We start from the raw sequence: 26609 nt of genomic DNA, 5'->3' as shown, positions 1-26609 counted from the left end.
TGATAAAGGGCAACACATTGAACTCAAGTGGTATCACTCAGTATCTGCTTAACAATTCATGTGTGGTCTATTTAATAAATCTTCAGCCGTACTTGTAAATACTAGATAAATACCACAAAAACTAATAATTTCACTTGATATGGTTCTTTTATCGGCTAGGTTTATAACTGCATGTACGGTTTAAACGATTATGAACTTACAAACCGCTGCAAATTCACTGGAATAAAAAATAAGCAACAGAGTACAATAAGAGGAAATGTGAAATGGATTTTATTGAAAGGATTGATGTTCTCTCTAAACGTATCCCACAAATTGCTAGTAGCCTTCAAACCGAAGAAGCAACAAAGAATGCCTTAATCATGCCTTTCCTGCATACCGTTTTGGGATATGACGTATTCAATCCCAATGAAGTTGTTCCGGAATTTACTGCCGATACTGCCTGTAAGAAAGGTGAAAAAGTAGATTATGCTTTAATAAAAGATGGCGAAGTACAAATACTGATAGAGTGTAAAAAGTACAACGAAAAACTATCAATAAAACATGCTGCTCAGCTATTTCGTTATTTTTCAGTAACGAGCGCCCGTCTTGCCATTTTGACAAATGGCACTGAGTATCAGTTCTATACCGACCTAGATGCTCCAAATAAAATGGATGAAAAACCATTTCTTACACTGGATCTGGAAAATATTGACGAGCATTTAATTCCTGAAGTAAAGAAACTCACTAAAAGTTCATTCGATGTAGATTCCATCGTAAGTGCAGCAGGTGAACTTAAGTACTTAAGCCAAATAAAACGTATCATAAGCGAGCAGTTTAAAGAACCTGAGGACGAATTCATCCGCTTTTTTGCCTCAAGAGCCTACGATGGTGTTCTCACACCCAAAGTGAAACACCAATTCGCAGAGATTACGCATAAAGCACTAAGACAATTTCTAAGCGACAGTATCAATGAACGATTAAAGTCTGCTATTGGTGGAGATAAGCCAGTTGTTGAAAATAAAAACTCAAGCGAGTCTTTCATAATTTCCGATGACGAAAAAATTAAAGTCATTACAACATATGAAGAAATAGAAGGTTTCAATATTATTAAAGCCATCTTAAGACAAAAATTAGAAGTTAATAGAATTATTGCGAGAGATACACAAAGCTACTTTGGGGTGTTACTAGATGACAACAATCGTAAGCCTTTATGTCGATTGCACTTTAATGCTAAACAAAAATACCTTGGATTAATGGATGCTAATAAAAATGAAACTCGTCATCCCATTAGTTCAGTAGACGATATTTTTAGTTATAGTGAACAACTACTTACTACAGTCACTTTTTACGAGTAATTATTTAAATACTAGCGGAGCAGAATTGCCCCTCTAGTTTTCTTCTTGCGATGAAATGACTTTATTACTCTCCTCCACATCGGTATGTACACGCAGGAAACTGGCAAATCTGGGTAAGCCATTTACGGTAAGACCCAGATATTTATAGGTAATGATTGCGCCAACTTTCGGTGGGTGTTGGCGCTCTGCGAGATTAAAACCTGTGCCAATGTTGAAAATCCGGTCGTCTGGGGTTTGCACTCTTATTGCACCCATTTGCCCTGCAAATTGGCCTTTACCCGGAATGTGGGCAATGACTAAAGCTTCAGCATCATAATAGGGTTTTAACTTCATCAAATTAGGGTTACGGCCAATCATATACATTGCAGAACTGCGATGGAGCATTAATCCTTCAGCGCCTTTAGCGACTAAGGCATCGAGCTGTTGATACAGAGCTTCAAGACTATCCACTTGAAACTGCGCTATGACTTTAAGATAATGCGATTTTCCACTCAGTTCAGTTAACGCAAATTGATAGCGATGCTGAAAGTCGCCATCCGCCTTTGGCACATCAAACACCATAAACCGTACCTTGCGCCAATCTTCTTCTTTAGCAGCGCTTTGTCGAATTAAACTCGACATGGCTTCAAACTGGCCTCGCCCAAGCCATAATTCACCGTCTAAGGGATAATCGGGAAAATTCGCAGTAAACCAAGTGGGCGCAGCAATAACATAACCTTGTCGAGTGAATAATGCTTTTCCGTTCCAGTAGCCTCGGACCCCGTCGAGTTTCTCACTGATCAAAAAATCTTTTATATGAATGTCTTGCAGTGCTTTATCGCCATCAAACACACTTGCCAGTTGTATTGGCGGCGACACTTGTACAGCAGAAAAAACAGGCAAACACTGGAATAAGCTAAATAGCAGAGTAAAAACATACCATCTAAACGATGAGTAATATGTTAAATATTGTAACTTTATCATGTGAGTTATTCCTTTGCTCGCTTCTAGTAATGCTCCAACATCAAGCTTAGGTTGTACTACTAAAATTGCATTAAAATAACCACCAAAATCACTAACCCACTAAGTTAACAAAGAATGTTAACCATCAACTTGCTCAGTTAAGTGTTTATACGCTTGTGATCTCAGGCTATACTGCGGCGCAATTTATTAACTCGGTCAAATGTTACAAACGGATATTATTTGTTTGATTGTTCTTATTTGAACGAGCAAAATCTCAGCGCTTTGGCGCTAATGTTAATTGGAAACACTATGAAACCAGCCAACAATCACGGTATTAAACGCATTGTCAGAGCAACAGGCTTTTCGATGAAAGGCTTAAAAGCGGCTTGGATACATGAAGCCGCCTTTAGACAGGAATTAATCTTAGCAGTCATGATGTTACCTGTGGCGCTGTGGGTCGATATAAGCACGATTGAACGTTTGTTGCTGATTTTTACACTGTTTATCGTGTTGATTGTTGAGCTTTTAAACTCGGCGATTGAAGCTGTGGTCGATCGTGTCGGCAGTGAAATTCACCCACTAAGCGGCCAAGCCAAAGATATTGCCTCGGCAGCCGTTTTTATGAGTCTTGCGCTGTGCGGATTAACTTGGCTGGTCGTATTGGCGCCTCTGGTACTCTAACACCGACGTTTTAGATAGTCGCATGAGCAAATACTGAGCCATCGTCCTTTAAAAAGCCGATGGCTTGTTTTATTTGAGCTAAGCGATCATTTTCTGCCCAATAGGCAACATACACATTACGTGAAATCGCATTCGCGCCACTAACAAGATGTAATTCACCACAGCGCAAAGCATGCTGCACTAAATGTTCAGGCAAAAATGCGCAGCCGCCATTATTCAAGATAAAATCTAAAGCAATACTCGCTGAACTGGTGTGCAGGGTTGGTACTGGCAGTGAAGCATACTCCTGCGCATGGACGATATTAAACGCCGTCCCCCAATCTACTTTCACATATTGCCCCGGCACAACTGCATCGACGCTTTGATCGTTAATACTCGACACTAACAGCAGATTAATTTGCCCCAGTTGCAGTAATTCAAATTGTTCAAGTTTGGGGGGATCGAATGAAATCGCAATATCAAGAGTACGATCCATTAATTGACGCGTCATCGCATTAGTCGGTAATACTTCAGTGCGCAGTGCAACTCCGGGCAAACCCACGTGCAATCCTTGTAAATAACCCTGCAGATAGGCGTCCCAAATATTCGGCCCAGCGCCAATAGCAAGCTGAGTCGATTGTAACTGACTCAATGAAACATCTTGTTTAGCCCGCTCCCACGCCGTCAGTACCGCTTCAGCATGGCCGAGCATACGCTCGCCCGCGGGCGTGGGCTGAATATTGTTGCGTTGGCGTTCAAATAAGGCAACGCCCAAGATACTCTCAAGTTGCTTTACCCGAAAACTCACTGCACTGCGAGTCAGATAAAGGTTTTCTGCCGCTTTACCAAAATGGCGAGTACGGGAGACTTCAAGAAAGGTTTTTAGTAAATCGGTATCCATAAAAATTCTTGACCAACATAGGCAAATTTTTTTGATTTATAAATCAATAATACTAGCCAATACTCCAGTTGCAAATCTTTGTGTATCAAAAACCAGAAGGTAACTGCCATGTCTAAACAGACTTTTCTAAGCGCTAACAAGGGTTCTGAGACGTTTAACGGCTCAGCTACTGTAAGTTTTAACTCTCCAAAACGTTTTTACGATGACGCTAATTTCCCCAAAGGCTTCAAACGCAGCGGTGATTTCACCAATAAAGAAGCTGAACTTCTTGAATTGCATGGGTATGCGATGAAGAATTTAGCCGAAGGTAAAACCTTACCTTGTACCGCCGAAGAAGCCCAATTTGTCGAAGTAACGAAAGGAAATATCGCTCCCAGTAGCTTGTTAGAACAGATCTGGGTAAAGTATCGCAGGCTTGCCATGGGGAAGCCCTTTTATGCCGTGGTTGGTACAGTGCATTTGCCTGCAACCAAGCCCGAAATAGAACTCGAAGCCGAAGCTGTATTTGATATTGAAGATGATGTTCAGGATGAACCTGAACCTGAGGATAAAGAATGATAATTAAGGTTTGCTACTAAATGCGTGGTTGGATTTTATATAAAGAAACTGCGACTCAGCTAAAACCTGAATGGTATGAAATTGATCGTTTACTGGCGGCAGCCAAAGCTGACAACATCGAGTTGACAGTTTACGCACCAGATGAATTTGATTTAACTGTCACCAGAGAAGATAACAAGAGTATTTTATTGAATGGGCAAGCTGTCGAGCTGCCTGATTTTATTATTCCGCGCATGGGCTCAGGCACGACTTACTTTGCTTTAGCCATTATTCGCCACTTAGAGCGATTAGGCGTGTATTGCCTCAATCCCTCTAAAGCTATTGAAATTGTTAAAGACAAACTATTCTCCCAGCAGCTGTTGGCCGAGAAAAATTTACCTACGCCTAAAACAATGCTGGTTAAATTCCCTGTCGACATTAATCTGGTGGAACGTCATCTGGGTTTTCCTGTGGTGATTAAAACACTTTCTGGCTCACAGGGCAGCGGCGTATTTTTATCGCATAAAGCACGAGAATTCGATGATTTGATGCAATTAATTGAAGCGACCAACAAAAACGCTAATATTATTTTGCAAGAGTTTATTGCTAATAGCCATGGCCGCGATCTACGGGTATTTACTATTGGTGGTCGTGTTGCTGGTTGCTACGAAAGGCGCGGTCAAGAAGATAGCTTTAAAGCTAACGTGAGTGCAGGTGGCTCGGCGCGTCCATTTCAGATCACTCCTGAAATTGAATGGTTAGCCACCCAAACAGCTAATATTCTCGATCTTGATGTTGCGGGTATCGATTTATTATTCGATAACGGCCATTATAAAATCTGTGAAGCGAATTCATCCCCAGGATTTGAAGGTTTAGAGTCTTGTTTGAATGTGGACATAGCTGCGCAAATTCTACACTTTATTCGTATCCGCTTAGGTATGTTTAATAAAGATGAGCCAAGTAGTCCTAAAGTAGTGGCTGATGGTGTTGTAGCGCCGACAGTATAAAGTTCGTCGTTATCGACGTCAGCCGCGAAAGAAAAACACTAAAAATAGGATCGTATCTAGCGGGATCACACCGCTAGATATTATAAGTCCAATCACTGCCTGCACTTGTTCATCTTCTATTTCATATCCATAAATGTCACTGACTCAAAGATTGCCGCTATTATGGCAATTATTTTCCGCGGATATGATGCCCTGCCTTAAACCTCAATCAACAGATGCGACTTCTCACTCAATTTTCCTACAAATGAATAAAATTACCCTAGCCTTTGCTTTGAATCACAAATTAGCGCACTTTTTAAAACATTTTATTCACATATGAAAATTTGCTGTTAAACTGCTTTTGTCGATTTTTATCGTACGCTTAGTTGGTAGCACCAAAATCTAATTTTATCGTTAAACATAATAAAAATAATGCTGGAGTCACTTCTTAATATGTCGATCCGCTTGTTACCCCTCATCATAGCATCACTCGTGAGCACTCAAGTGCAAGCCGATGATTTTACTATTGAGTTTGGTGGTTTCTATTCGCAATCAGATACTAATATGGAAGTTACAAACGCTATTTCAGGTAATAATTTCATCTTAGATTATGAGTCTGACTTACAACTAGCCGAAAACGAGTTTTTACCCTTCATTGAGCTAAATTACCGCTTTAACGAACGTCACAATATTTATCTAGACTGGAAACAACTTCACCGCGATGCCGAAACTCAGGCATTATCTAACCCCTTTTTGATCGAAATTAATGACAATATTTACGATGTAAAAGCCGGAGGTAGACTGAGTTCGACCTTAAATATCGATGTGCTGCGATTAGGGTATGGCTATGATGTGTTTCAAAGTAGCAACTATGATGTAGGCCTTTCAGTTGGACTACATACCATGTTTATCAAAATGGGATTTGAAGGGGTCATCGGAGTTTGTGCCTCATCAGAATTAGTGAATAATGTCTGTGGTAGTCAAACAATTCCGCGCATCGTTGACGAAAGTGTCACAGCACCTCTGCCCGACGTAGGTATCTATGGAAATTATGAGTTTATACCCGGTTGGCAATTTACCAGCCATGCACAGTATTTTTATGTGAAACTCAATGATGTAAAAGGTGAACTCGTTGATATTAAACTCGGTGTTGATGCACAAATCACTTCTAATTGGCGTATGAGCGTCGCTTATAATTACTATAAAGTAGACGTGGATATCGCCCAAGACTCACCCACTAAAAATACTCAAATTGCTGATTACAATATCTATTACAGCTTTACTGGCCCTATGTTTTCGGTAAGCTACACCTTTTAGTTCATCAGTATTCTTCTTTGTAACCTTAAGCACATTAAACAACAAACAACATAAAATAATGGCGTCTACTCGACGCCATTATGCTTAAACGCGTTTCAATTATTTACGACCATCTAGCTCACGTTTGGCTTTAAAGTCTGAAGACTCTAGCCAGAGGGGCCAATCAGTGCTATTAGCTAACGTAGTGAGCATACTGGCGATTAAATCAAGATCTTGACTCACGCCTTCTAATGACCAATTAGCATCATAATCATCCGCGGCTTGGTGATATTTATGGGCGATATAATCGGGGTCGGTATCTCCAAGGCTCATAAATAACAATCCTGGTACACCTTGCTGGGCCAGCGCAAAATGGTCTGATCTAAACATCAATCCATTCTGTGGTCTTGGATCCGCTTTTACCGAACGGTCTTGGGCTTTGGCGGCTTTATCTAAGTATTGCTCCAACTCAGATACCCCTTCCCCGTAGCGCAAAATGTAATTCACGCCTTGATTCATATTCATGCCATCGATATTTAAAAAGGCGACAATATTTTTTGTTGGCACACTGGGATGCTGAGCAAAATGCTGCGCACCAATCAGGCCCGTTTCTTCTGCAGTAAAGGCACTGAAGAGCACCGAGCGATCCAGTGGCGCCGTGCTAGCCTGCTGTTTGAAGTAACGCGCTAACGCTAAAACCCCCGCCACACCGCTGGCATTATCGACCGCTCCGTTTAAAATCTCTGACTTACTGTCTTCAATCACAGTGCCAAGGTGATCCCAATGGGCATGCATCATCACCACTTCATTTGGGTGCGTTTTGCCGGGTAGTAAAGCCGCAACGTTATGGGACTCGGCGCGCTCAATCTTATTGTTTAACGTGAGCTGGGCGCTCAACTTAAGTGGGATCGCCTTAAAATTTGGCTTGACAGCTTGCAGTTTCAAGATATCGAAATCCAATCCCGCTTTGGCAAAGATTTTTTGTGCGGTTTCGTGCTGAACCCAGCCCATCACGCCCACTTGACCTTGATTATTATTGGCATCGACCAGAGTAAACTTAGTCCCTGTGTTGGAGTTTTGCACCACACCCCAGCCATAGGCTGCAGGGTCCGTTTCGTGAACAATAAATACAGCCTCTGCGCCTTGACGCGCCGCTTCCTCATATTTATAAGTCCAGCGGCCGTAATAGGTCATGGCATTGCCTTTAAATACCGCAGGATCTTGAGTCGCAAAGCCAGGGTCATTAACGAGTACAATAACGGTTTTGCCTTTTACATCTACCCCTTGGTAATCATTCCAGCCATATTCGGGTGCATTAATACCGTAGCCAACAAACACCATATCGCTATTATTTAAGCTGACTTTTTCGGAGATTCTTTGGGTTCTGGCAGTAAACTCGCTGCCATTGGTAAACTTCAGCCCACCGATATCAAGCTGCATGTTTTGATCAGCGCTAATTTGCGCCAACGGTACGGCCTGCAGATAACTGTCGCCAAATCCGGGTTTGAGACCCATATCTTTAAATGCTTTCACTAAATAGTCTAAAGTTAAGGTCTCACCTTCGGACAAAGGCGCACGTCCACCGAAGGCATCACTGGCTAAGGTTTTAACATCGGTTCGGTATTGCGCGAGATCGAGGCTTTGCACAAATGCGGTTTCAGCTAAGGCGGGTAATGAAATAGTGGCCATCAGACTTGTGGCTAAGATGATATTTTTCACAACTGTCTCCCAAGTTATTATCATTATTTGATTTTAAGGATAGACTTTACCATATCATCTTTAGTTTATGATGGCAGTCTTAACGTAACAGCGCTCACGCCCTCATCGAAGGGATATTCTTGTAGTGAGCCTTAAATAGATAGCAAAATAATAAAATAGCGAAATTACAATATCCGTGTATTTTCATTGAGTAAGGTAACAATATGTCGTTAGAGTTATTACAAATTGCGGCGCTAAATCTCAAAAAAGCAGTGCCTCTGATGCTCAAACATAAAATTCCGACCACACCGGTTAACTATGCACTTTGGTACACTTATGTTGGAGAGCAAAATCCCGAGTTAAATCAACAACTCGACACTGTGATTTCCCAGTACAATACCTGCCCTCCCGTCAGTAGTGAACTCTTATACCGCCAATATGTTGCTGATCCTGTCGAACTTGATGTAAGAGAAATGCGTCAGAGTCTAGATGCTATGGTGACTGAGTTATCCCAATCGCTCAAAGACACTAATCTGGATGCGAATGGCTTCCAATCGCGTATTAATAGTAATTTTGAGAAACTAAACCGTATTGAAGATGAAGGCTACAGTGTCGAACAAGTACTCGATTTAGTTCGCAGTTTAGTGAAAGAGTCTGACAATATTCGTTCGAGCACTGAGTTCTTTACCGGACAATTACAAAAAGCTCAAACCGAAATCGATGCCCTAAAGAAAAAACTCGAACAAACTGAAAAAGATGTACTCTACGATGCCTTAACGGGCTGCTTTAATCGCCGCGCTTTCGACATCGATTTTGCTGGTATGTTGGCCCAAGCTCCATTAGGTACTTGCGTGATTTTAGCCGATATTGACCATTTCAAAGTATTTAACGATACCTATGGCCACCAGCTTGGCGATCAAGTACTGCGGGCTGTGGCTAAACGTTTACAGGAATCCTGTCGCGATGGCGTGAAACTGTATCGCTTTGGCGGTGAAGAATTTGCGATTATCATTCCTAAAAGTCAGTTACGTGTCGCCAGACAACTGGCCGAAGGCATGCGCCGTGGACTTGAAAAGCTCAGTTTGAAAGACAGACGCAAAGATGAACGTATCAATAATATTAGCGCTTCATTTGGCGTTGCCCAATGGCAGGATAAACAAACGGGTATGCAGTTGATTGAAGCCGCGGATAAATTGCTCTATGACGCCAAGCGTTTAGGACGAAATCGAGTATTACCAATCAGTAACTGATTACTACCTTAGCCGAAATCGGGTTCAGATTTAGGCTAAGGTTTATGTTGTCTTTAATATTAATGTGTAAAGCGGGACATACTGACAACATGTTCTTGCAACCTATTGCCTATTGCTGCGGATACATCCGCATTGTGCGTTCGCATCAACTCATCATCGACCGGTATGGCTTGCACTACAAATCGCAAGTCTGCGCCGCCTTGAAGTGCATCAAAGGGGTAACAGGTGATCAAGGTTAAACGATTATCATCGGATGGTGCCATAAATTGGGTTTCAGTTTCATGCACAACTTGAGTGGCAACCACTTCATAAACAATGTTACTTCCCTTTAGCGTTTGTAACGATAAGCGGCGACCGACCGCCATACCATTGAGTATCGCAAAATGTGTATCCCTGTGGCCGGCAATCACAGTGTTACCCGTTTGTCCTGCTGGCGCACTGGATAACACTAGACTTGGGCCAAAGGCTAGATTTCGCCCAGAAGCCCCCGCTAGGACATATAAACTGTCATTCAACTCGGTCTCAATATCACTGTTAGCCGCCACTTGTTCGCGGTAAATCGACAGCTTTGCTACTGGGTAGGTATCCGCCCATGACCAAGGCTTATGAGATTGTCCATCGGCCAGCGTTTTAGTCCATGCCTGTTCAATCAAATACTGGGCAAAGTGTGCTTTAGTCTGCATATAGAGTCCCTTTACTAACAATGTTGCGCCAATTAAACATAATCCCACCACTAAAAATCGCTGTGTTCTCGCTTTGCTCATCACATGTGACTCATAATTCACAGGCCAGTGCCATTAAGGCCGCTTTATCTTCCCGTCGTTGCCGCTGGATTGACCTTGCAAGCATTAAGGCTAATAGCAAGGTAAGTGCACCAAGTAGTATATCCAAACGGCTTGAAGTAGCGGTTTGCGGTAATACACCAAACGGTTGCCACCCTAATGGCAAGTGTTGACGCACCACAGCATCACGGCTGGTCGCAGTTGCATCGATTGGCGTTAAATCCACTGCCACTAAACTTGTGTAGGCGCTGACTAAGTGATAGTTCATCGATAACGCTGTGACTTGCTGTTTGACCTTGTCATCATTGGCGCCATTTTTACTGAGCTCCAATGCAGCGATTTGTTTACGGGCCCAGAACAAATCTAACCCTGCGCTTTGATGGGTAATAAAGCCCGCGGCGTTATCCTGCAATGATAATGACTGTTGCCAATTTTTATGGCCTTGACGTCCTGAAATAACTAACTCCTGCGGCTCACGGGCACCGCGTTTAAGGCTAACGAGCACAGGCTCAACTCGGTACAAATCAGCAATCGGTGACGGCCAATAATCGGGAACACTGCCATCGTCAAACCGTACTTGAATATCGGTTAACACAGGGTATTGAATTTTGCTCAGCAAGGCGCTGATTTTCTCATCGACCTCATCCACGTTACCAATATAAGTAAAAGTGCCACGGCCAAGTTCCGCCGCCCTTTGCATAAAATGTGAATTGGGCGCTGAACCGATGCCAACAGTAAATAAGCGACTCTCACCAATTTGGTAACGAATTAAGTCAAACAAGGCTTGCTCATTACCCACCGAACCATCAGTCATAAAAATCACTTGGCGTAGAGGCTGCGATGATTCTGTCGCTTCATTAGCCATTGATTTGGGTAATGCAGCATCCAGTGCCAACGCCATTTCGGTGCCACCATCGGCTTGTAAACGGCTCACAAACTGACGGGCGCGGGACAAATTAGACGAGGTCGCAGCGAGTGGTGTTGCTGATAACTGAGATAATTCTGAGTTAAATTCAATAATGTTAAAGCGGTCTTCCGGTTTAAGTCCATTTAACGCGTACAACAGTGCATTTTTAGCTTGCACGATAGAATCTCCCGCCATCGAGCCCGAGGTATCAATCACTAGAATTAATTCACGGGGCAAACTCGGCTGAGTACTCTTTTCAACCTTAGGAGGCAACACCATCACTAGACTGTAATTATCATCATTTACGCCGCTGGTTTTACTTGTCTCAAGTGTATCCTGAGACAGATTTTCGCCATCGAGCTTATGGGTTTTACCTTGCTGATTAAACACCCAAGCCATTGGGCTCGTGCCCTGCTGTACTCGCCATTGCAGCACAAAATCACGATTAGCGGGCACACGTTGCGCCAGCGATACATCAACCGCGCCGCTGTTGTCTTGCTTGAGTTTGATGTCATGGTAAGGACTCTCAATGGACGCTTTATCAACGCCCTTTGCGAGTAAGACTTGAATGTCAGCCTTGAGCACAGGATCGCGCCCACTGGCCGCATCTCGCACTGGCACAACAATACGGTCGGCATCAAATACCTGCGAGCTGGTTACTCGGCCTGATTGGCTGCCCTGTGTTGTAGGATCATTTGAATCGCTAGCACTTGCGTCAGAGGTTAAACCCGGAATATAACGAGGCGCGACCACCAGCGGAAAACGTAGGCTAAACACACCATCCTCATATTTAATGGTCTCCTGATAGCTAATCTCCACTATCAGTTCCTCTTGAGGTGCTAGATTTGCCACTTCAGTGGTGAACATATTCGGCCGCTCTTGGCTGACTAAACTGGCTCGTTTACCCTCCGCTTTTGCCTGCTCAAAAATTTGCTTGGCCTCGGCCTTAGGATGAATTTGCCCTTCAATAACTCGTTGGCCTATATGTAATCGCAGCGAATCTACCGCGGCTTCATTCGGCAGCGGAAACAAATATTGTCCATTCAATACAAACTCAGTGTTATTACGAAAAACTTGTTTCACGCTGACGCGGTTACTTAATCCAGAGACTTGCATTACCACTTGGGTATCAAGTGGTAAGGATGGCGCCCAAGCACCGCTCTGATGACGGTAAAGCAACATACCTTGGGTAATATCATCAAAATTAATGGTTTGTGACTGTATAGTTATTTGTTCTAGCTGAGCCGAGGCCATGTTCTGTGGCTCAGGCAGCGTGCCAATACTATTGGATGAAGCCAATGCCACGAAGGGCAAACACCAACATATTGCAGCACTAATCAACAGTATCGCGATAGCTTCACTGACTTCTTTTACCCTTTTCCCTGTGGCCATCACAAAGACTTCCTTCTATTAACAAATATAAACTGACGTTGGCGGTTGTTTAACCTAAGCCATGTAAAATTAACGGCGTAATATGCGCCGCTATTGGGCTGTGCGCTGTGCCATCAAGGTCGTATCGGGCTGCAGCGTTAACGTTACGCGGCGATCGAACACATATGATTCTTGCTGCGCTTGCAATGGCGATAACGCCCCAAAGGCTTGGGTGGTCATACGCTGTGCAGCGACACCTTGCTGAATAAAGTAACCCTGTACTTCCAATAAACGCTGTTCAGAAAGCGCTTGGTTATCACTCACATCACCTCGGCGGTCGGCATAACCCTTAAGTTCCAAGTTAAGCTCAGGCGATAGATTCATTACCTCGGCCACATCTTCTAATTGGGGTAAAAAGTGCGCTTCGACCTCAGAGGATCCCGTACGAAACTGCACATTAAGCCCTAATGCTAATTCACTGAGTAATTGACGCTGCGCTGACAACAGTTCATTGAGCTCTTGCTGCGCCATGGCATATTCGTTTGCCTGTTTTTCAGTTTTCTGCTGCTTTGCACTCAACGCTGATAACTCGGCCTGTTGCAGGCTTATCTGTGTTTGCTGAATTTGCAACGTATCGGTATCGCCAATGGATTTACCAATCAAGGTACCGGCAAGAGCACCAATAATGGCGCCCACTGGCCCCCCAACGAATACACCGACTAATGCCCCACCACCTAGACCGATTAGGGTTTCAGCTTCGTCATCTTCATAGGTGTATTCATCGTCCACGGCCATGTCGTTAGCATTGACGTCGTGATCTAGAGTTTGATCTTGTCCAAGCGCTTGGTTTTTTAATGAGACGCCCGCCGAAACACTGGCCACGGGCGCGCTGAATAGACTTAACACCAATAAATTAACTAGCGTTTTTTTCATCATCCCATTCCCTTTTGATTATTCTCGATGCTGCACTCATCCCTGAAATATCAAATTCAAAACCGCATCAGGTCAAGACAGGTGCAAAACTAATAAGGCTATTAAACACAAGTGGAATGGCATGAGCAGGGATAGAAAATGGCAATACAACTATCAATTGTGGCAACAAAATGGCAATTGTATTTGTGGTCTTTTTTCTCGGGTAAAATCCTGTATAGTCACGAAAACTTAAGTCCCAAAGGCAATAGGAATAGGGCTCTATGAAGCGTATCGCTATAGTGGAAGATGAAGCGGCCATTCGTGAAAATTACAAGGACGTGCTGCAACAACACGGTTATAGCGTGCAAACCTATGCCGACAGACCCTCGGCCATGTTAGCCTTTAACACCCGTTTACCGGATTTAGCCATTATCGATATCGGTTTAGGTAATGAGATTGACGGCGGTTTTATGCTCTGTCAGTCACTACGTGCGATGTCGAGCACTGTGCCCATTATCTTTTTGACCGCCCGTGACAGTGACTTTGATACCGTGTGTGGTCTGCGTTTAGGCGCCGATGATTACTTGAGTAAAGAAGTGAGCTTTCCGCATTTGACCGCGCGTTTAGCGGCTTTATTTCGCAGGTCCGAACTTGCGGCAAGCCAAACACCACAGGAATATCTGCTTGAGCGTGGGTCACTGACGATTGATGCCAACCGCATGCAGGTCTACTGGAACCAATTGCCAATTGAACTCACTGTCACCGAGTTTTGGATGGTGCATGCGTTGGCTAAACATCCTGGCCATGTACGCAGCCGCCATGAATTAATGCAAGAAGCAAAAATCTTTGTCGATGACAGCACTATCACCTCCCATGTGAAACGCATTCGCAAAAAATTTATCGCCAATGCGCCCGAGTTTGATTGTATCGATACTGTCTATGGCATGGGTTATCGCTGGGACAGCTTAGCCTAGACTCGTTTGCCCTAGACTAAGCCATCGGGCATAACACCACATACTATTTAGACCATTGATATAATGGATAAAGATAGACAGATTACCTTTGATTCTATAAATGCTGATACCTAAATGATGATACGTTTCCCCTTTGGCCTTCGCACTAAAGTCATCGGCCTTAGTCTGTTCTTACTCTGCCTACCTTGGTTGGGGTATCAATATGTGTGGGAAATGGAGAAGTATCTACGCTACGGCCAAGAACGCACCTTAGAGGGCACAACTCAAGCGCTGGCTACTGCGCTGCATGAGCGGCCCAAATTATTTGATGGACAGGCGAGCTTTTTAAAACAAGTTGAGAAAAGCCGTGATTTGTATGCCTATCCATTAGCGGGGGCGATTCTACTCGATGGTAAACTTAACGAATGGCAGGAATATCAGCACCGATTTCTACAATACAGTGAGGCACATCAAATCATGCGTGCCAATCCAAACACACCGCTAACCTTAAGTTTTACCCATATGGTCGGCCAGTACGATGGCTATCTATATGCTTTTTTTCAAGTCATTGACCCAAGCGTCGTCTTTCGAGGAAAAAATGCCTTAAGTGTCGATAGAAACGATCACCTCTCGATTGCGACCCTGTCACCGGACAATAAATTCAAACGTTATATTATTGCCACCACGCAACCGGGTTGGATCAGTGCTTTTGAATTACCCGCTAACCCCAAACAAACGGTGCCCGTCACTCCTGAGGTGCGCATTCAAGGACAATGGGCAACTACCGATGTAGGTTATAATGTTGAGCTGCGTATCCCCTTAAGCATGGTCGGCAGTAAGCTCGGATTTGCCATTGCCGATGTGAACGACAGTAAATACCGCGATATGGTTGCGGTTGTCGGTACCTCTGCTTTAGATACGGTCGATAATCTCGGTACTGTATTAGTACCATCACCTGAAATTGAAAGTATAATCAAAGGCATGAGCCACAACAGCTCACGTATTTGGGTAGTCGATAAACACGGCCGCGTATTGGCTAAATCTGGCGACATTCGTGCTAATGACAGTGTGTGGACCCGCACTTTAGAAGATGAAAAAAGCACAACCTTGTGGGAAACCTTCAAACGCGATTACCTGCATCCACTGTATTATAAAATCCTCACAAAACCGCCCAAAGATTTTATCGATTCCTTGCAAGACTCCACCGAACTTGACGGTAGTCATATCCAAAAAGCGCTCGCGGGTCAGCAAGGTTCAACTTGGCGTTTAACCCCAGACAATAAAGCCGTCGTACTCACTGCCGCCAGTCCGATTTGGATTGATAACAATGTGATGGGCGCCGTTGTTGCCGAAGAAACCACCCACGGCATCCGCTCATTACGTAATCGTGCGCTAGAAAAACTGTTTAACGTGATTTTAACCATTATGAGCATGGGCACTTTAGCGCTATTTTTCTTCGCATCGAGTATTTCAAACCGTATCCGCAAACTGCGCGATGAAGCTGAAAATGCCATCGACAGCCAAGGTCGAGTGCGCAATCACCTCAAGCCGTCTAAGGCGCGGGATGAAATTGGCGATCTATCACGCAGCTTTTCCAGCATCGTTGGACGTCTGGGGCAATACACCCACTATTTAGAGAATATGTCATCACGCTTGTCACATGAGCTACGCACACCCGTAGCCGTTGTGCGCTCATCCCTTGAGCATTTAAACCTGCAGACCTTAGATAAAGACACGCAAAAATATGTCGACCGCGCCCAAGAAGGTGTGAGTCGTTTAAGCATGATTTTAAATAATATGAGCGAAGCTACGCGCTTAGAGCAGAGTTTAATTCAGGCTGACATTACTAAATTTCCGCTCTCCCAAGTCGTTAGTGGTTGTATGCAAGGTTATCAAATGACCTATCCAGAACAGCGCTTTAGTGTAAAAGTGCCCGAACAGCCGCTAATGATGCAAGGCGTGCCGGAATACATAGCACAGTTGATGGACAAGCTTATCGCCAACGCGATTGAATTTTGCGATAAGGACAGTGCCATCGAAGTCACTCTCACCCAAGTCGGCAAGCAAGCCACATTGCTGATTAGTAATTTAGGGCCAGAACTCCCACTTAATATGTCGGAGCAGATTTTTGATTCCATGGTTTCGGTACGGATAAATCAAGTCCAAGACAAACCCCATCTTGGTTTAGGGCTGTATATCGCCCGATTAGTTACTGAGTTTCACCAGGGACAAATCCTCGCCCGTAACCGAAGTGAACATAATGGCGTAGATATTCTTGTGACACTGCCTTTAAGCTAAAATGGCAGAGTATGGGGAAGGTTAATATTGGCGCAGATAAACAGCCGTTACGCTTACTCGGCAGCACGAGCGATTTTTATCTTAAAATCGCACATGCCGGAAGCAATCACATGAGTCAAACTCATCACTGCGCCTCCTGTCATTTTAGCGCGCAGATGCTAAGATGACCGCCATAACAACAGATTACACTCTCTGTTCGCTGTTCTTTGAACAGTCGTTTTTCTGTAAATGTAAGTATTTTCTAAGCGTAAGTGTTTTTCAAAACTTGCCTAACTGATTTGTTTAACCTATATGCCAAGGTAATTCTCTAATGACAGATAAACCTCATCAAGCCACCCAAATTGTCAGCTTAGGTCGAGATAAAAAATGGACCAAAGGCGTGATTAATCCGCCCGTCTTTCGCGCTTCGACTATCGTGTTTGAAACGATGGATGACATGCGCCACGCCGCTAAAAACAAAACAAATGGCGAGATGTTTTATGGCCGCCGCGGCACTCCAACCCATTTTTCGTTTCAAGCTGCGATTGCCGAATTAGAAGGCGGCGTAGGCACGGCGCTTTATCCTTCAGGCGCTGCGGCGATAAGTGCAGCGTTGCTATCATTTTTAAAAACGGGCGATCATCTATTAATGGTCGATAGCGTGTATGAGCCAACGCGAGATTTATGTACGCATATTCTCGGCGGTTTTGGTATTGAAACCACCTATTACAATCCGCTGATTGGCGTTGGCATTGGCGACCTTATTCGCCCCAATACTAAGGTGCTATTTTTAGAGTCTCCCGGTTCTATCACCATGGAAGTGCAAGATGTGCCTACCTTGTGCCGCATCGCCCACGAACATGGGCTGATTACTATGCTAGACAACACGTGGGCCTCACCCATCAATAGTAAGCCCTTTGAAATGGGCGTGGATATTTCGATTCAGGCGGCCACCAAATATATCGTCGGTCACTCGGATGTGATGATAGGCACAGCTACCGCCAATGAACAATACTGGCCACAATTACGTGAACACAGCTATTTAATGGGGCAAACCACCTCCCCTGATGATGTGTACCTTGCTGCACGCGGTCTGCGCACCTTAGGTGTGCGTATGGCGCAACATGAAAAAAATGCACTGCAAGTCGCCAACTGGTTGAAAAACCGCCCAGAAGTCGATCATCTGCGTCACCCCGCATTCGAGACATGCCCTGGGCACGAATTCTTTAAACGCGACTTTAGTGCCTCAAACGGCTTGTTCTCTTTTGTATTAAAACAAGGCGATGCCGATGCGGTTACCGCACTGGTTGAAAATATGCATCACTTTAAAATGGGTTTCTCTTGGGGCGGCTACGAGAGTTTAATCCTCGGTATTTTCGGCATTGAAAAAATCCGCTCAGTAACAAAGTGGGATGCAAGTAAACCATTAATCCGTGTGCATATTGGCTTAGAAGATCCAGCAGATTTAATTGCCGATCTCAGTACAGGCTTTGAACGCTTTAACGCGGTACTGGCGGCTAAAGCTAAGTAGCCATATCTCAACGTCGCTGTGATTACCTATTACCTTTTACCTAATAGGTGATTAGCTGAATAGCAAAGCGGTTTAGTGGCAAGTGCTCGCATATAAAAACAAAGGGGCGGAATCAATATTCCGCCCCCTTTGTTTATTTCTGTTTACTACAAATATTTAGGCTAATAAAAAAAGCTAACCTATTCAATGAGCCTCGATTAATTCGCTTTACCCACGTTTAACGCAGGATCGATCCACGCCGCTGAGCCATAGAGCGGTACGGTTGAGAGTGCATGTTTATGGCTGCCATTAGTCTCTTTAGTCGAATAGGACAAATACAACAACGTCTGATTTTGCGCATCGTAAATTCTACGCACTTTTAATGACTTAAATAAAATACTTAAGGATTCAGTAAAAATCACTTCGCCGTGTTTGCCCATGTCTATTTTAGCAAGATCAGTCGCGTTGATTGGCCCTGTTTGGCGGCAACTAATGCTCATGTCGGAGGGATCGGCAAAATCTAAATTAGCCTCAATACGACTAATATGACAAGTTACGCCTGGGATTTTAGGATCTTGTTTCGCATCAATAATTACATCTTTGGTGGTAAAAAGCCCTAGGCTCACCTTACCCACATCGTCACCGCAGCCAGCGAGTAATAAACCCACCGTTACCGCAAACGCACACTTAAGCCGTGTTCTCATACATACATCCTTTTACGTTAGTGCTGCTTATATGTTAGTGCTTAGCAAATAGCTTTTGTGCCCAGCGGGTTAGCCCTGCCGTCACTGAGCCAAAATGATCACCAACCACGACAGGTATATCAGGGTAAATACCGCTGATTTTAGCGTAAATAGCTGGGCTTCGCGCCGTGCCCCCTGTCACGTAAATGACATCGGGTTTACATTCTGGTTCAACATTTACAGTAGCCACATTTTCACTCGACACATTGTTAACAGCCAAGGTTTGTGCCGCTTGTGCAAGTGCTTGGTGCATCAGGGCTTCCACTTTCGTCAGCGAAGACTCAATGGCATTCTCAAACAAGTCACGGCTCACACCCGCATGCAGCGTTGCTTCAATAAAATCGAGATTAATATCAGTATGTTCAGCATCCGACAGCGCAATTTTGGCACGCTCTGCTTGGCGAACTAACTGATAGCTTAACTGCTGCTGTTGCACTTTTAACAGTCGGCTCAGCAGCTGCGGCTGCTCGGCTTCTTTAATCAATTCATCAATCAGTTTACGACTACTTAACGTGTTGAACTCTCGCTGGGCGCTAATATCGTTGACCGCCACAGCATTCCAAAATGCTTTACTGGGCATAGGTTTGCCATTAATCATTAACGAACCTAAACCAAAATGTGGCATAAAAGCATTCATTGCAAGGGCGATATCAAGATCGTTACCGCCGATTCGCTGGCCGCTGTGACCGAGAAAATCTTCACTGCGATCCGCTTTATGTTTGTGAGCTGGCCCCATTTTGACTACTGAGCAGTCGGTCGTACCGCCGCCCACGTCAACAACCAACACGGTTTTGTTGTCGGTCAAGGTCGCTTCATAATCCATTCCTGCCGCTAGCGGCTCGAACAAAAAATCAACGCCGATAAAACCCGCACGTTTCGCCGCTAAGGTGAGAATCGTTTCTGCCTGACGGTTACTCTCTTCGCCGCCTATACCTTGAAAGTTCACTGGGCGACCAATCACTGCATGGGTAATTATCGCCTCAGCGCCTAGTTGAACAAGACCCTTTTCGACCAATACCGATTCGGCGCGCACTTTAATATGCATCATCATCAGGGTAACAATATCTTCAAACAGAGCTACCTGTTCGGGTCTAAGCCCTGTCGCGCCTAAAAAGGATTTTGGCGAACGGACATAGAATCCCTCCTCCGGCATATCTAAATAAGCGCTCACCGCCTGCTCGCCAACAAATACAGCCTGAACATCGGCATCGAGATCTAACTCATGGCGCACCATACGGGCACGACTGATTTGAGCGGCACGTTTGTTGGCGTAATCGGCTTTCAACTCAGTAGGAAGACCGCGATAAACCGCTTCGGCGATGAGTTCTCTGTCCATCGCATATAAGGTCGAAGGTAAATAAGCAGATTGCTCTGATAAGGCCAATAACTGCACAACATCATTTTGCATAATCCCTATGGCGCAGTTAGCACTTCCATAATCAAATCCAACAAACATACCTTTACTCCCGCGATAAAAAAGCCGAGCACAATAGCATAGTTTGCAATAATGCCAAAGAAGTTAACATGGGCGGTTAGCCACTTAACAACATCAAGTTTCACCTAACAAAAAGCTAGGACGTGTTGACGTTTCAGGGTTATTTTGCAGCGAGTTGGCTGGCTTTTATGCAAGGCAAAGCCCGTGCAGTGTAGTTATTCTACATAAACGGGCGATAACGCAGCAGAAACGCCAGCCAAACGCTGCCCGAAGGGTTCGCCTGGCAAGCTCTTGCTCTTTGTCACTCGTCATTTGAGTAGGATAACTATACGTCACTTCTCGTTTCGTGCTCACGAGCTTGCCAGAGCGAACAAAATTCAATCTCGAAACGTCAACACGCCCTATGGACGGCGTTAATACCACAGCAAATTTAATCACCTAAAGCTGATTGCACAAACACGGATGAATGTTATTGTATATTGCGCCATGACGCTTGCTTAAAGGACCTGTGCAGTGCCCCCCAATACCGACAAACTTTCGATTGATAAAGAACTCTCTTGGCTATCTTTTAACGAGCGAGTGTTGCAAGAAGCCTGCGATCATAATGTGCCGTTAGTGGAACGAGTGCGCTTTTTAGGCATATTTTCCAACAATATGGATGAATTTTTCAGGGTGCGTGTGGCTTCGGTTAGGCGCTCAATGCTGCTTTCATCCCTACAGGAAGGTCGTAGTAATAGCCGCCATTTAATGGCTAAGATTCAATCTAAAGTGATGGCGCTGCAAGAAAGGTTTGACGGCATATACACGGACTTAATGCGCGAGCTTGTACGGCGTAATATTCTATTAATCAATGAAAAACAGCTCAGCGAGTTTCACAGCAACTGGCTAAAAAAGCATTTTAGAGACCATTTTAAACGTCATATTGCCCCGCTTATTGTCAATAATAACCGCGATTTAGTTAAACAAATCAACGATGATGCCACCTATCTGTGTGTCTGCTTATTTACTAAAGCGCGCCGCCAATACGCTCTAGTCGAAGTGCCTACTAAAAATGTGCCGCGCTTTATCGAGTTACCGACAGAAAAGAGTAAGACAAAAAAGTATTTAATCTTACTCGACAATATTATTCGCCATTGTGTAGATGAACTCTTCGGCCCCTTCTTTGAGTACGATGCCATTGAAGTGTATTCAATGAAATTAACGCGTGATGCGGATTTTGATATCACCGATGAGCTAGAGCAAACCCAGCTCGAAAAAATGACCCGAGGCCTTAAAAAACGTCTCACCGCCGAGCCTGTACGGTTAGTCTATGACAAAGAAATGCCCGAACATATGTTGGTGATGCTCAAAGACAATTTGAATATCAGCTCGACCGAATGTTTGATCCCCGGTGGGCGTTATCACAGCTTTAAAGACTTTATTGCCTTTCCAAACCCAAGCCGCGATTATCTCGAAAATGAAAAGCTACCCGCACTTAATAGTGCAGGTTTTTGCCGCTGTGCTAACAGTTTCGATGCCATTCGGATGGGCGATATTATGCTTAACTATCCGTATCATAAGTTTTCGCACTTTACCGAAATGGTACGCCAAGCGGCATACGATCCTGCGGTACGTTTTATTCGCATTAGCTTATACCGAGTGGCAAAAAAATCCCATGTGGTGCAATCGCTTGTCGATGCAGTGAGAAACGGTAAGCAGGTTACGGCGGTTATCGAGCTCAGGGCTAGGTTTGATGAGCAATCTAATATCGAGTGGACGCGCATCTTGGCCGAAGCGGGCGTAAAGGTTCACCACGGGATTACCAGTTTGAAGGTGCATTCTAAGTTGTGTTTAATTGGCCGCGAAGAACAAGGAGAAATTAAACTCTATTGTCACGTCGGCTCAGGCAACTTTAACGAAGGCACGGCGCGAGTATATACCGACTTGTCACTGTTCACCGCCAATCAAGAGATTGCCCGTGAAGTGGAGCAAGTGTTTGACTTGATTGAGCATCCGTATCGCCGCGATAACTTCCAGCATTTAATCGTGTCGCCCTACGATGCCAGACAAAAACTGAGTCACTTAATTGATAATGAAATCGTTAATGCTCAAAACCATATCAAAGCAGCGATTACCTTAAAACTAAATAACTTACTCGATGAGTCATTGGTCCAAAAACTCTATGAAGCCTCAGCGGCTGGAGTCAAAATTAAGTTACTCATTCGCGGTATGTGCTCACTTATTCCGCAAATCCCCGGGATTAGCGATAACATTGAAATTTACAGTATTGTAGACCGATTCCTTGAGCATTCCCGGGTGATGCTGTTCCACGCTGGCGGCGAAAATAAACTCTTTCTCTGCTCTGCAGACTGGATGAGCCGCAATATTGATAATCGTGTTGAAGTGAGTGTACCTATTTATGATCTGCATTTAAAACAGATGGTTATGGATATTTTATCACTACAATTCAATGACAACACTAAGGCTCGCATCATCAATAAGGAGCAAAGTAATCCTTATCGTAATCGCGGAAATAAGCGGAAAGTACGCTCTCAAGTTGCCATTTATCAGTATTTGATTAATTATGAAAAGCGCCAGCAACAAGAATTTAATGCCATACAACTGCAAGTCCATGAAGAGGATGATCAGCAAGATGACCCTGCTGCGCCCGATATAAATCAAGCGTTACAGGCCAACGTTGGCTAAATGCTGGCGTTATTTCACTGCCATTGCTTAAGGATAATCTGATTGGGCTCTACTCATTCGCAAACACAGTCACCAGCTAATATGTTGACACAATCAGCCTCGAACCATTTTGTCGCCATTGATATGGGGTCAAACAGTTTTCATCTCATTATTGCCCGCGAGCAAGATGGCAATTTGCAAATTTTGCACAAAGAAAAACAACAGGTTCAGCTCGCAACGGGGCTCGATGCACACAATGTGCTTGACGATGCAGCCATTGAACGTGGCCTTAATTGTCTGCGGGATTTTAACCAAAGATTTTCTAATCTCGACCAAGCCCAAGTACGCTTAGTCGCGACCCACACCCTGAGAATTGCCAAAAATCGCGAACAATTTATCCAAGCGGCGCTCGCTATTATGCCCTATCCGGTAGAAGTGATTTCAGGCCATGAAGAAGCGCGCTTAATTTATAATGGTATCTCCCAAAGCCAAGTGCTTGGAAAAAGCAATTTAGTCATAGACATAGGCGGCGGCTCTACCGAAGTGGTGATCGGCCATAAAAATACCCCAACACAATTGTCGAGCCTGCGCTGCGGCTGCGTGAGTTTTAATGAACGGTTTTTTACCGATGGCCGTATTACCTCAGCTTCGTTTCGTGATGCACAGAGCGCGGCCGATAAACAGTTTGCTTCACTCTCCAAGGAATATTTTACCGGCGGCTGGGAGCTCACCTTAGGCAGCTCAGGTACCGTCAAAGCTATCTGCGAAGCGATTCAAGAAGAACACGGCGATGAAACCATTACACTGTCACGGCTAAAACAACTCAAGGTCAAGTTGATAAAATGTGGCCATATTAACCAGATCAAATTTGCCCATGTTGATGATAAACGCACGCCTTTAGTGCCTGCGGGGCTGGCTATTTTAATCAGCTTTTTTAGACGCTTACCGATACATAAACTGGAATTTAGCACAGGTGCCCTACGTGAAGGCGTACTCTATGAACTGGCAAAGATTGGTCAATATCAGGATATTCGCCACCGCACCGTCGACAGTATTGCCCAGCTTTATCATATCGATATGGCCCACGCCGCTAAGGTACGTGATACCGCTATGGCCTTGTTTGAACAGGTCGCCGACGAATGGCAATTAAGGCCGCACGCGCGCCTACTCGCCTACAGCGCAACCTTACATGAAATTGGACTACACATTAATTCAAAGTCCTTGCACAAACACGGTGGTTATATCATCAGTAACAGTGACTTACCAGGGTTTAGTGAAGCATTACAATTAGATTTAGCACGGCTTATCAGCAACCATAGGAAAAAGCCCCGTGCATTGATGCTCGCTGAGCTTGAGCCCAGCCATAAACTCACATTAAATCGACTACTGTGTTTACTACGACTCGCAGTGTTGCTCAATCTTGGTCGTATCGCCAAAACGCTGACCTTAGATCATATTAAGGTCATCCCTGATGGACTCATGCTAGTGCTACCAAGCCATAAGCGAAAAATCAACTTATTTATGAAAGATTTACAGCGTGAACAAAAACAAATGCTCACCCTTGGAATGAACCTACGTTTAGTGTCGAGCTTAAGTTAGCCTTAGAGGAAATTCTAACTTGCATAACTGATTTAAGCGGCATAACCGCGTGCTAAAGTAATGCGCCACAACAGATTAAAGTTTAAAGGATTTTTAACCCTTCACTAAAGCACAAATTCCTGCTCGCGCGTTTGCCGCTGAGTGGGGATTTCTGCTATCATCCACGGCTGACTAATCATAATTCCACGAATTTAAAGATAATCAGAGTCCAACCCTTTTTATCTCGCGATATCAGCCCCATCGCCTGCAGGTACAAGTATGATTAACCACTTTAGTGTGCTTGGTATAAAACCCAGTGCCAAAGAAGACGACATTAAAAAAGCCTATCGACGGCTGTCAAACAAATATCATCCCGACAAGTTGTTAGGCGCCTCGGAAGAAGAAAAGCAGCAAGCTGCCATACAACTTGAACGCGTTAAAAATGCTTATGATGTGTTGTCCGATCCTAAGCGACGTAATGCGTTTATCAAAGATTTCAATAACGTCATAGTGACCGATCCCGCTAGCGCCATGCGCGAGCTGTGGGATCAATTTTATCCTTGAGCGTTTTCTAGAGTAAGTGCCAAATGGTCAAAAAACTGAATATCTCACGCATTAATGAGCTAAAAAATAATGCCTACGACAATATCGAGTCCTACGACGATCCCGATACACCTAAAGCGCTAGAGCAATTTACTAGCCAAATCAAAAAGGTGTTAGAAGCCGATCCTAAGATGCTCGATACTGTGCCTGAGTACCTGCCCGTCGCGCTTTACGGTCGAATTAAGTTTCCCGCCGAAGCCAAACTCAAGTGGGCACAGTGGATAAACACGGCAACTCAACCCGAGTGGGATGAGTTTAAAGTCTCGATTGGCTTTAACAATGCCGATTTACCTTTAGTGTTAGCCGTGCGTGGTTACTCGGAAACCTTACTGATTGAAAGCTGCGCCGTACTGTATTTACTTGAAAATCAAGGTAAAGCAACACCAGCAGCAAAACATCACGACGATGAAGATGATGACAACGATTATGTTGGCACCTCTGATAACGACGACGATGATGAAGGCGAAGAGGAAGATGGCTACTACGATCACTACGATGATGAGGACCGCTAATGAACACTAGTCTCATTGAGATTACCGTCGCCGAAATTAAAGAGTTGGCGGACGTAGAGCCAAAACAAGCGAGCAAACGCTTTGAAATCATTGCAAATACCATGAGCGACGCGCAATTAGTCGAAGTCATCGAACACATGGATATCGTCACGCTGACGCAAATCAACAGTCACCATGATATCTCTTGCCCTTCGATCATGTCTGAACTCATGACCCCAGAACAAATTCGCGACATCGTCTGTCAGCAACCTTTGTACTGGGAAGAAAAAATCAAAAACAATGCCGAAGAACTGATTCAGCATACCTTTGATTTTTTGACCTATTTAATTCGTATCCAAGATAGCGAAGAAAAGCAAACCGCGATTTTAGAATGCATCGCCGACGATCCTGCGGGCCTCTTCTACCTGTCGATCCCTTTCATCGAAATGATGTTAGGCGAAAAACATGAAGATGAAGACGGCTACACAGATCTCTATGATGACGAAGAAGACACAGAAACCATCGGCTACGACAGCCGCGTCGCCAGTGAAGATGCACACAGCCTCAGCATAGACGACCCACGCAGCCTAATGGCCTTGATCCACGAGCTCGCGCCCGATGTGGAAAAAGCCATTAAGAGTCTGCTACGTAACGAAAGCTCAGGTTGGGAAATGATCATCAGCAAGTTTGTCAACGAGCTGGTTATTCAAGCCAAAGAGAAAAACCAAGTGACGGATGAATACGCTGAAGTCGATGATATGTTTAGCTTTTTGGATTAA

The 26609-nt window shown here is 44.4% G+C and carries 22 protein-coding genes; 14 read left to right on the top strand and 8 right to left on the bottom strand.

All coding sequences use genetic code 11. The features are described from left to right. The first annotated feature begins 263 nt into the window (after positions 1 to 263). Complete coding sequence (locus ACRN9H_RS02890) at positions 264 to 1334, top strand: type I restriction endonuclease (protein ID WP_432312389.1); 1071 nt, start codon at positions 264 to 266, stop codon at positions 1332 to 1334. 33 nt (positions 1335 to 1367) lie between these two features. Here the strand turns inward: ACRN9H_RS02890 and ACRN9H_RS02885 are convergent, their stop codons facing one another. Continuing rightward, the gene (locus ACRN9H_RS02885; protein ID WP_432312525.1) at positions 1368 to 2306 is read right to left on the bottom strand and encodes a DNA ligase; all 939 of its coding nucleotides are present in this window, start codon (positions 2304 to 2306) and stop codon (positions 1368 to 1370) included. A gap of 279 nt (positions 2307 to 2585) precedes the next feature. Here ACRN9H_RS02885 and ACRN9H_RS02880 point away from each other — a divergent pair, with 279 nt between their 5' ends. Further along, positions 2586 to 2957: a diacylglycerol kinase gene (locus ACRN9H_RS02880; protein ID WP_432312388.1), complete on the top strand. Its 372-nt coding sequence runs from the start codon at positions 2586 to 2588 to the stop codon at positions 2955 to 2957. Between the two features lie 10 nt (positions 2958 to 2967). Here the strand turns inward: ACRN9H_RS02880 and hdfR are convergent, their stop codons facing one another. Continuing rightward, positions 2968 to 3837 carry an HTH-type transcriptional regulator HdfR gene (hdfR, locus tag ACRN9H_RS02875; RefSeq protein ID WP_432312387.1) on the bottom strand — a complete coding sequence of 290 codons (870 nt, stop codon included), beginning with the start codon at positions 3835 to 3837 and terminating at the stop codon, positions 2968 to 2970. Between the two features lie 108 nt (positions 3838 to 3945). Between hdfR and ACRN9H_RS02870 the strand changes: the two genes are divergently transcribed. The 3 genes from ACRN9H_RS02870 to ACRN9H_RS02860 all read left to right on the top strand — a co-directional run bounded on the left by ACRN9H_RS02870 (position 3946) and on the right by ACRN9H_RS02860 (position 6677). Further along, complete coding sequence (locus ACRN9H_RS02870) at positions 3946 to 4395, top strand: DUF413 domain-containing protein (RefSeq protein WP_432312386.1); 450 nt, start codon at positions 3946 to 3948, stop codon at positions 4393 to 4395. 20 nt (positions 4396 to 4415) lie between these two features. Continuing rightward, entirely contained in the window at positions 4416 to 5381 is a 966-nt protein-coding gene (locus ACRN9H_RS02865; protein WP_432312385.1) for an ATP-grasp domain-containing protein, read from the top strand. Between the two features lie 432 nt (positions 5382 to 5813). Beyond that, entirely contained in the window at positions 5814 to 6677 is an 864-nt protein-coding gene (locus ACRN9H_RS02860; protein ID WP_432312384.1) for a hypothetical protein, read from the top strand. A gap of 99 nt (positions 6678 to 6776) precedes the next feature. On the opposite strand, the gene ACRN9H_RS02855 is transcribed toward ACRN9H_RS02860, so the two are convergent. Beyond that, positions 6777 to 8399 (bottom strand): M28 family metallopeptidase, encoded by a 1623-nt coding sequence (locus ACRN9H_RS02855; protein ID WP_432312383.1) that lies wholly within the window; start codon positions 8397 to 8399, stop codon positions 6777 to 6779. Positions 8400 to 8578: 179 nt separating this feature from the next. Between ACRN9H_RS02855 and ACRN9H_RS02850 the strand changes: the two genes are divergently transcribed. Further along, positions 8579 to 9604, top strand: coding sequence for a GGDEF domain-containing protein (locus ACRN9H_RS02850; protein WP_432312382.1), 1026 nt, complete (start codon positions 8579 to 8581; stop codon positions 9602 to 9604). Between the two features lie 59 nt (positions 9605 to 9663). Here the strand turns inward: ACRN9H_RS02850 and ACRN9H_RS02845 are convergent, their stop codons facing one another. The 3 genes from ACRN9H_RS02845 to pdsO form a co-directional block, all read right to left on the bottom strand. Further along, positions 9664 to 10368: a class GN sortase gene (locus ACRN9H_RS02845; protein WP_432312381.1), complete on the bottom strand. Its 705-nt coding sequence runs from the start codon at positions 10366 to 10368 to the stop codon at positions 9664 to 9666. A 10-nt stretch (positions 10369 to 10378) separates the two neighbouring features. Beyond that, entirely contained in the window at positions 10379 to 12685 is a 2307-nt protein-coding gene (locus ACRN9H_RS02840; protein WP_432312380.1) for a marine proteobacterial sortase target protein, read from the bottom strand. 90 nt (positions 12686 to 12775) lie between these two features. Further along, positions 12776 to 13600, bottom strand: a complete 825-nt coding sequence (gene pdsO / locus ACRN9H_RS02835) for a sortase-associated OmpA-like protein PdsO (protein WP_432312379.1) — start codon at positions 13598 to 13600, stop codon at positions 12776 to 12778. 257 nt (positions 13601 to 13857) lie between these two features. On the opposite strand from pdsO, the gene pdsR reads away from it, so the two are divergent. From pdsR to ACRN9H_RS02820, 3 genes are all read left to right on the top strand, one after another. After that, positions 13858 to 14550, top strand: a complete 693-nt coding sequence (gene pdsR, locus ACRN9H_RS02830) for a proteobacterial dedicated sortase system response regulator (RefSeq protein WP_432312378.1) — start codon at positions 13858 to 13860, stop codon at positions 14548 to 14550. 117 nt (positions 14551 to 14667) lie between these two features. Further along, on the top strand, positions 14668 to 16827 hold the full coding sequence (pdsS, locus tag ACRN9H_RS02825) for a proteobacterial dedicated sortase system histidine kinase (RefSeq protein WP_432312524.1): 2160 nt from the start codon (positions 14668 to 14670) through the stop codon (positions 16825 to 16827). 310 nt (positions 16828 to 17137) lie between these two features. After that, a complete protein-coding gene (locus ACRN9H_RS02820; RefSeq protein WP_432312377.1) occupies positions 17138 to 18337 on the top strand; it encodes a cystathionine beta-lyase in 1200 nt (399 codons plus the stop codon). 197 nt (positions 18338 to 18534) lie between these two features. Here the strand turns inward: ACRN9H_RS02820 and ACRN9H_RS02815 are convergent, their stop codons facing one another. Together ACRN9H_RS02815 and yegD are read right to left on the bottom strand one after the other, a co-directional pair. Next, entirely contained in the window at positions 18535 to 19020 is a 486-nt protein-coding gene (locus ACRN9H_RS02815) for a CreA family protein (protein ID WP_432312376.1), read from the bottom strand. A 34-nt stretch (positions 19021 to 19054) separates the two neighbouring features. Next, entirely contained in the window at positions 19055 to 20515 is a 1461-nt protein-coding gene (yegD, locus tag ACRN9H_RS02810) for a molecular chaperone (RefSeq protein WP_432312375.1), read from the bottom strand. A gap of 492 nt (positions 20516 to 21007) precedes the next feature. On the opposite strand from yegD, the gene ppk1 reads away from it, so the two are divergent. The 5 genes from ppk1 to atcB all read left to right on the top strand — a co-directional run bounded on the left by ppk1 (position 21008) and on the right by atcB (position 26609). Further along, a complete protein-coding gene (gene ppk1 / locus ACRN9H_RS02805; protein ID WP_432312374.1) occupies positions 21008 to 23179 on the top strand; it encodes a polyphosphate kinase 1 in 2172 nt (723 codons plus the stop codon). A gap of 81 nt (positions 23180 to 23260) precedes the next feature. Continuing rightward, positions 23261 to 24757 (top strand): exopolyphosphatase, encoded by a 1497-nt coding sequence (gene ppx, locus ACRN9H_RS02800; protein ID WP_432312373.1) that lies wholly within the window; start codon positions 23261 to 23263, stop codon positions 24755 to 24757. Between the two features lie 258 nt (positions 24758 to 25015). Continuing rightward, positions 25016 to 25300, top strand: coding sequence for a cold adaptation protein ActJcold adaptation protein ActJ (atcJ, locus tag ACRN9H_RS02795; protein WP_076500256.1), 285 nt, complete (start codon positions 25016 to 25018; stop codon positions 25298 to 25300). Positions 25301 to 25323: 23 nt separating this feature from the next. Then, positions 25324 to 25851: a cold adaptation protein AtcA gene (atcA, locus tag ACRN9H_RS02790; protein ID WP_432312372.1), complete on the top strand. Its 528-nt coding sequence runs from the start codon at positions 25324 to 25326 to the stop codon at positions 25849 to 25851. After that, entirely contained in the window at positions 25851 to 26609 is a 759-nt protein-coding gene (gene atcB / locus ACRN9H_RS02785) for a cold adaptation protein AtcB (protein ID WP_432312371.1), read from the top strand. The genes atcA and atcB overlap by 1 nt, the downstream gene beginning before the upstream one ends.

Source organism: Shewanella sp. MF08487, from assembly GCF_050848685.1.
Taxonomy (GTDB): Bacteria; Pseudomonadota; Gammaproteobacteria; order Enterobacterales; family Shewanellaceae; genus Shewanella; species Shewanella glacialipiscicola.
The sequence above is the reverse complement of the archived record's forward strand: the minus strand, read 5'-3'. Positions and strand labels throughout refer to the sequence as shown.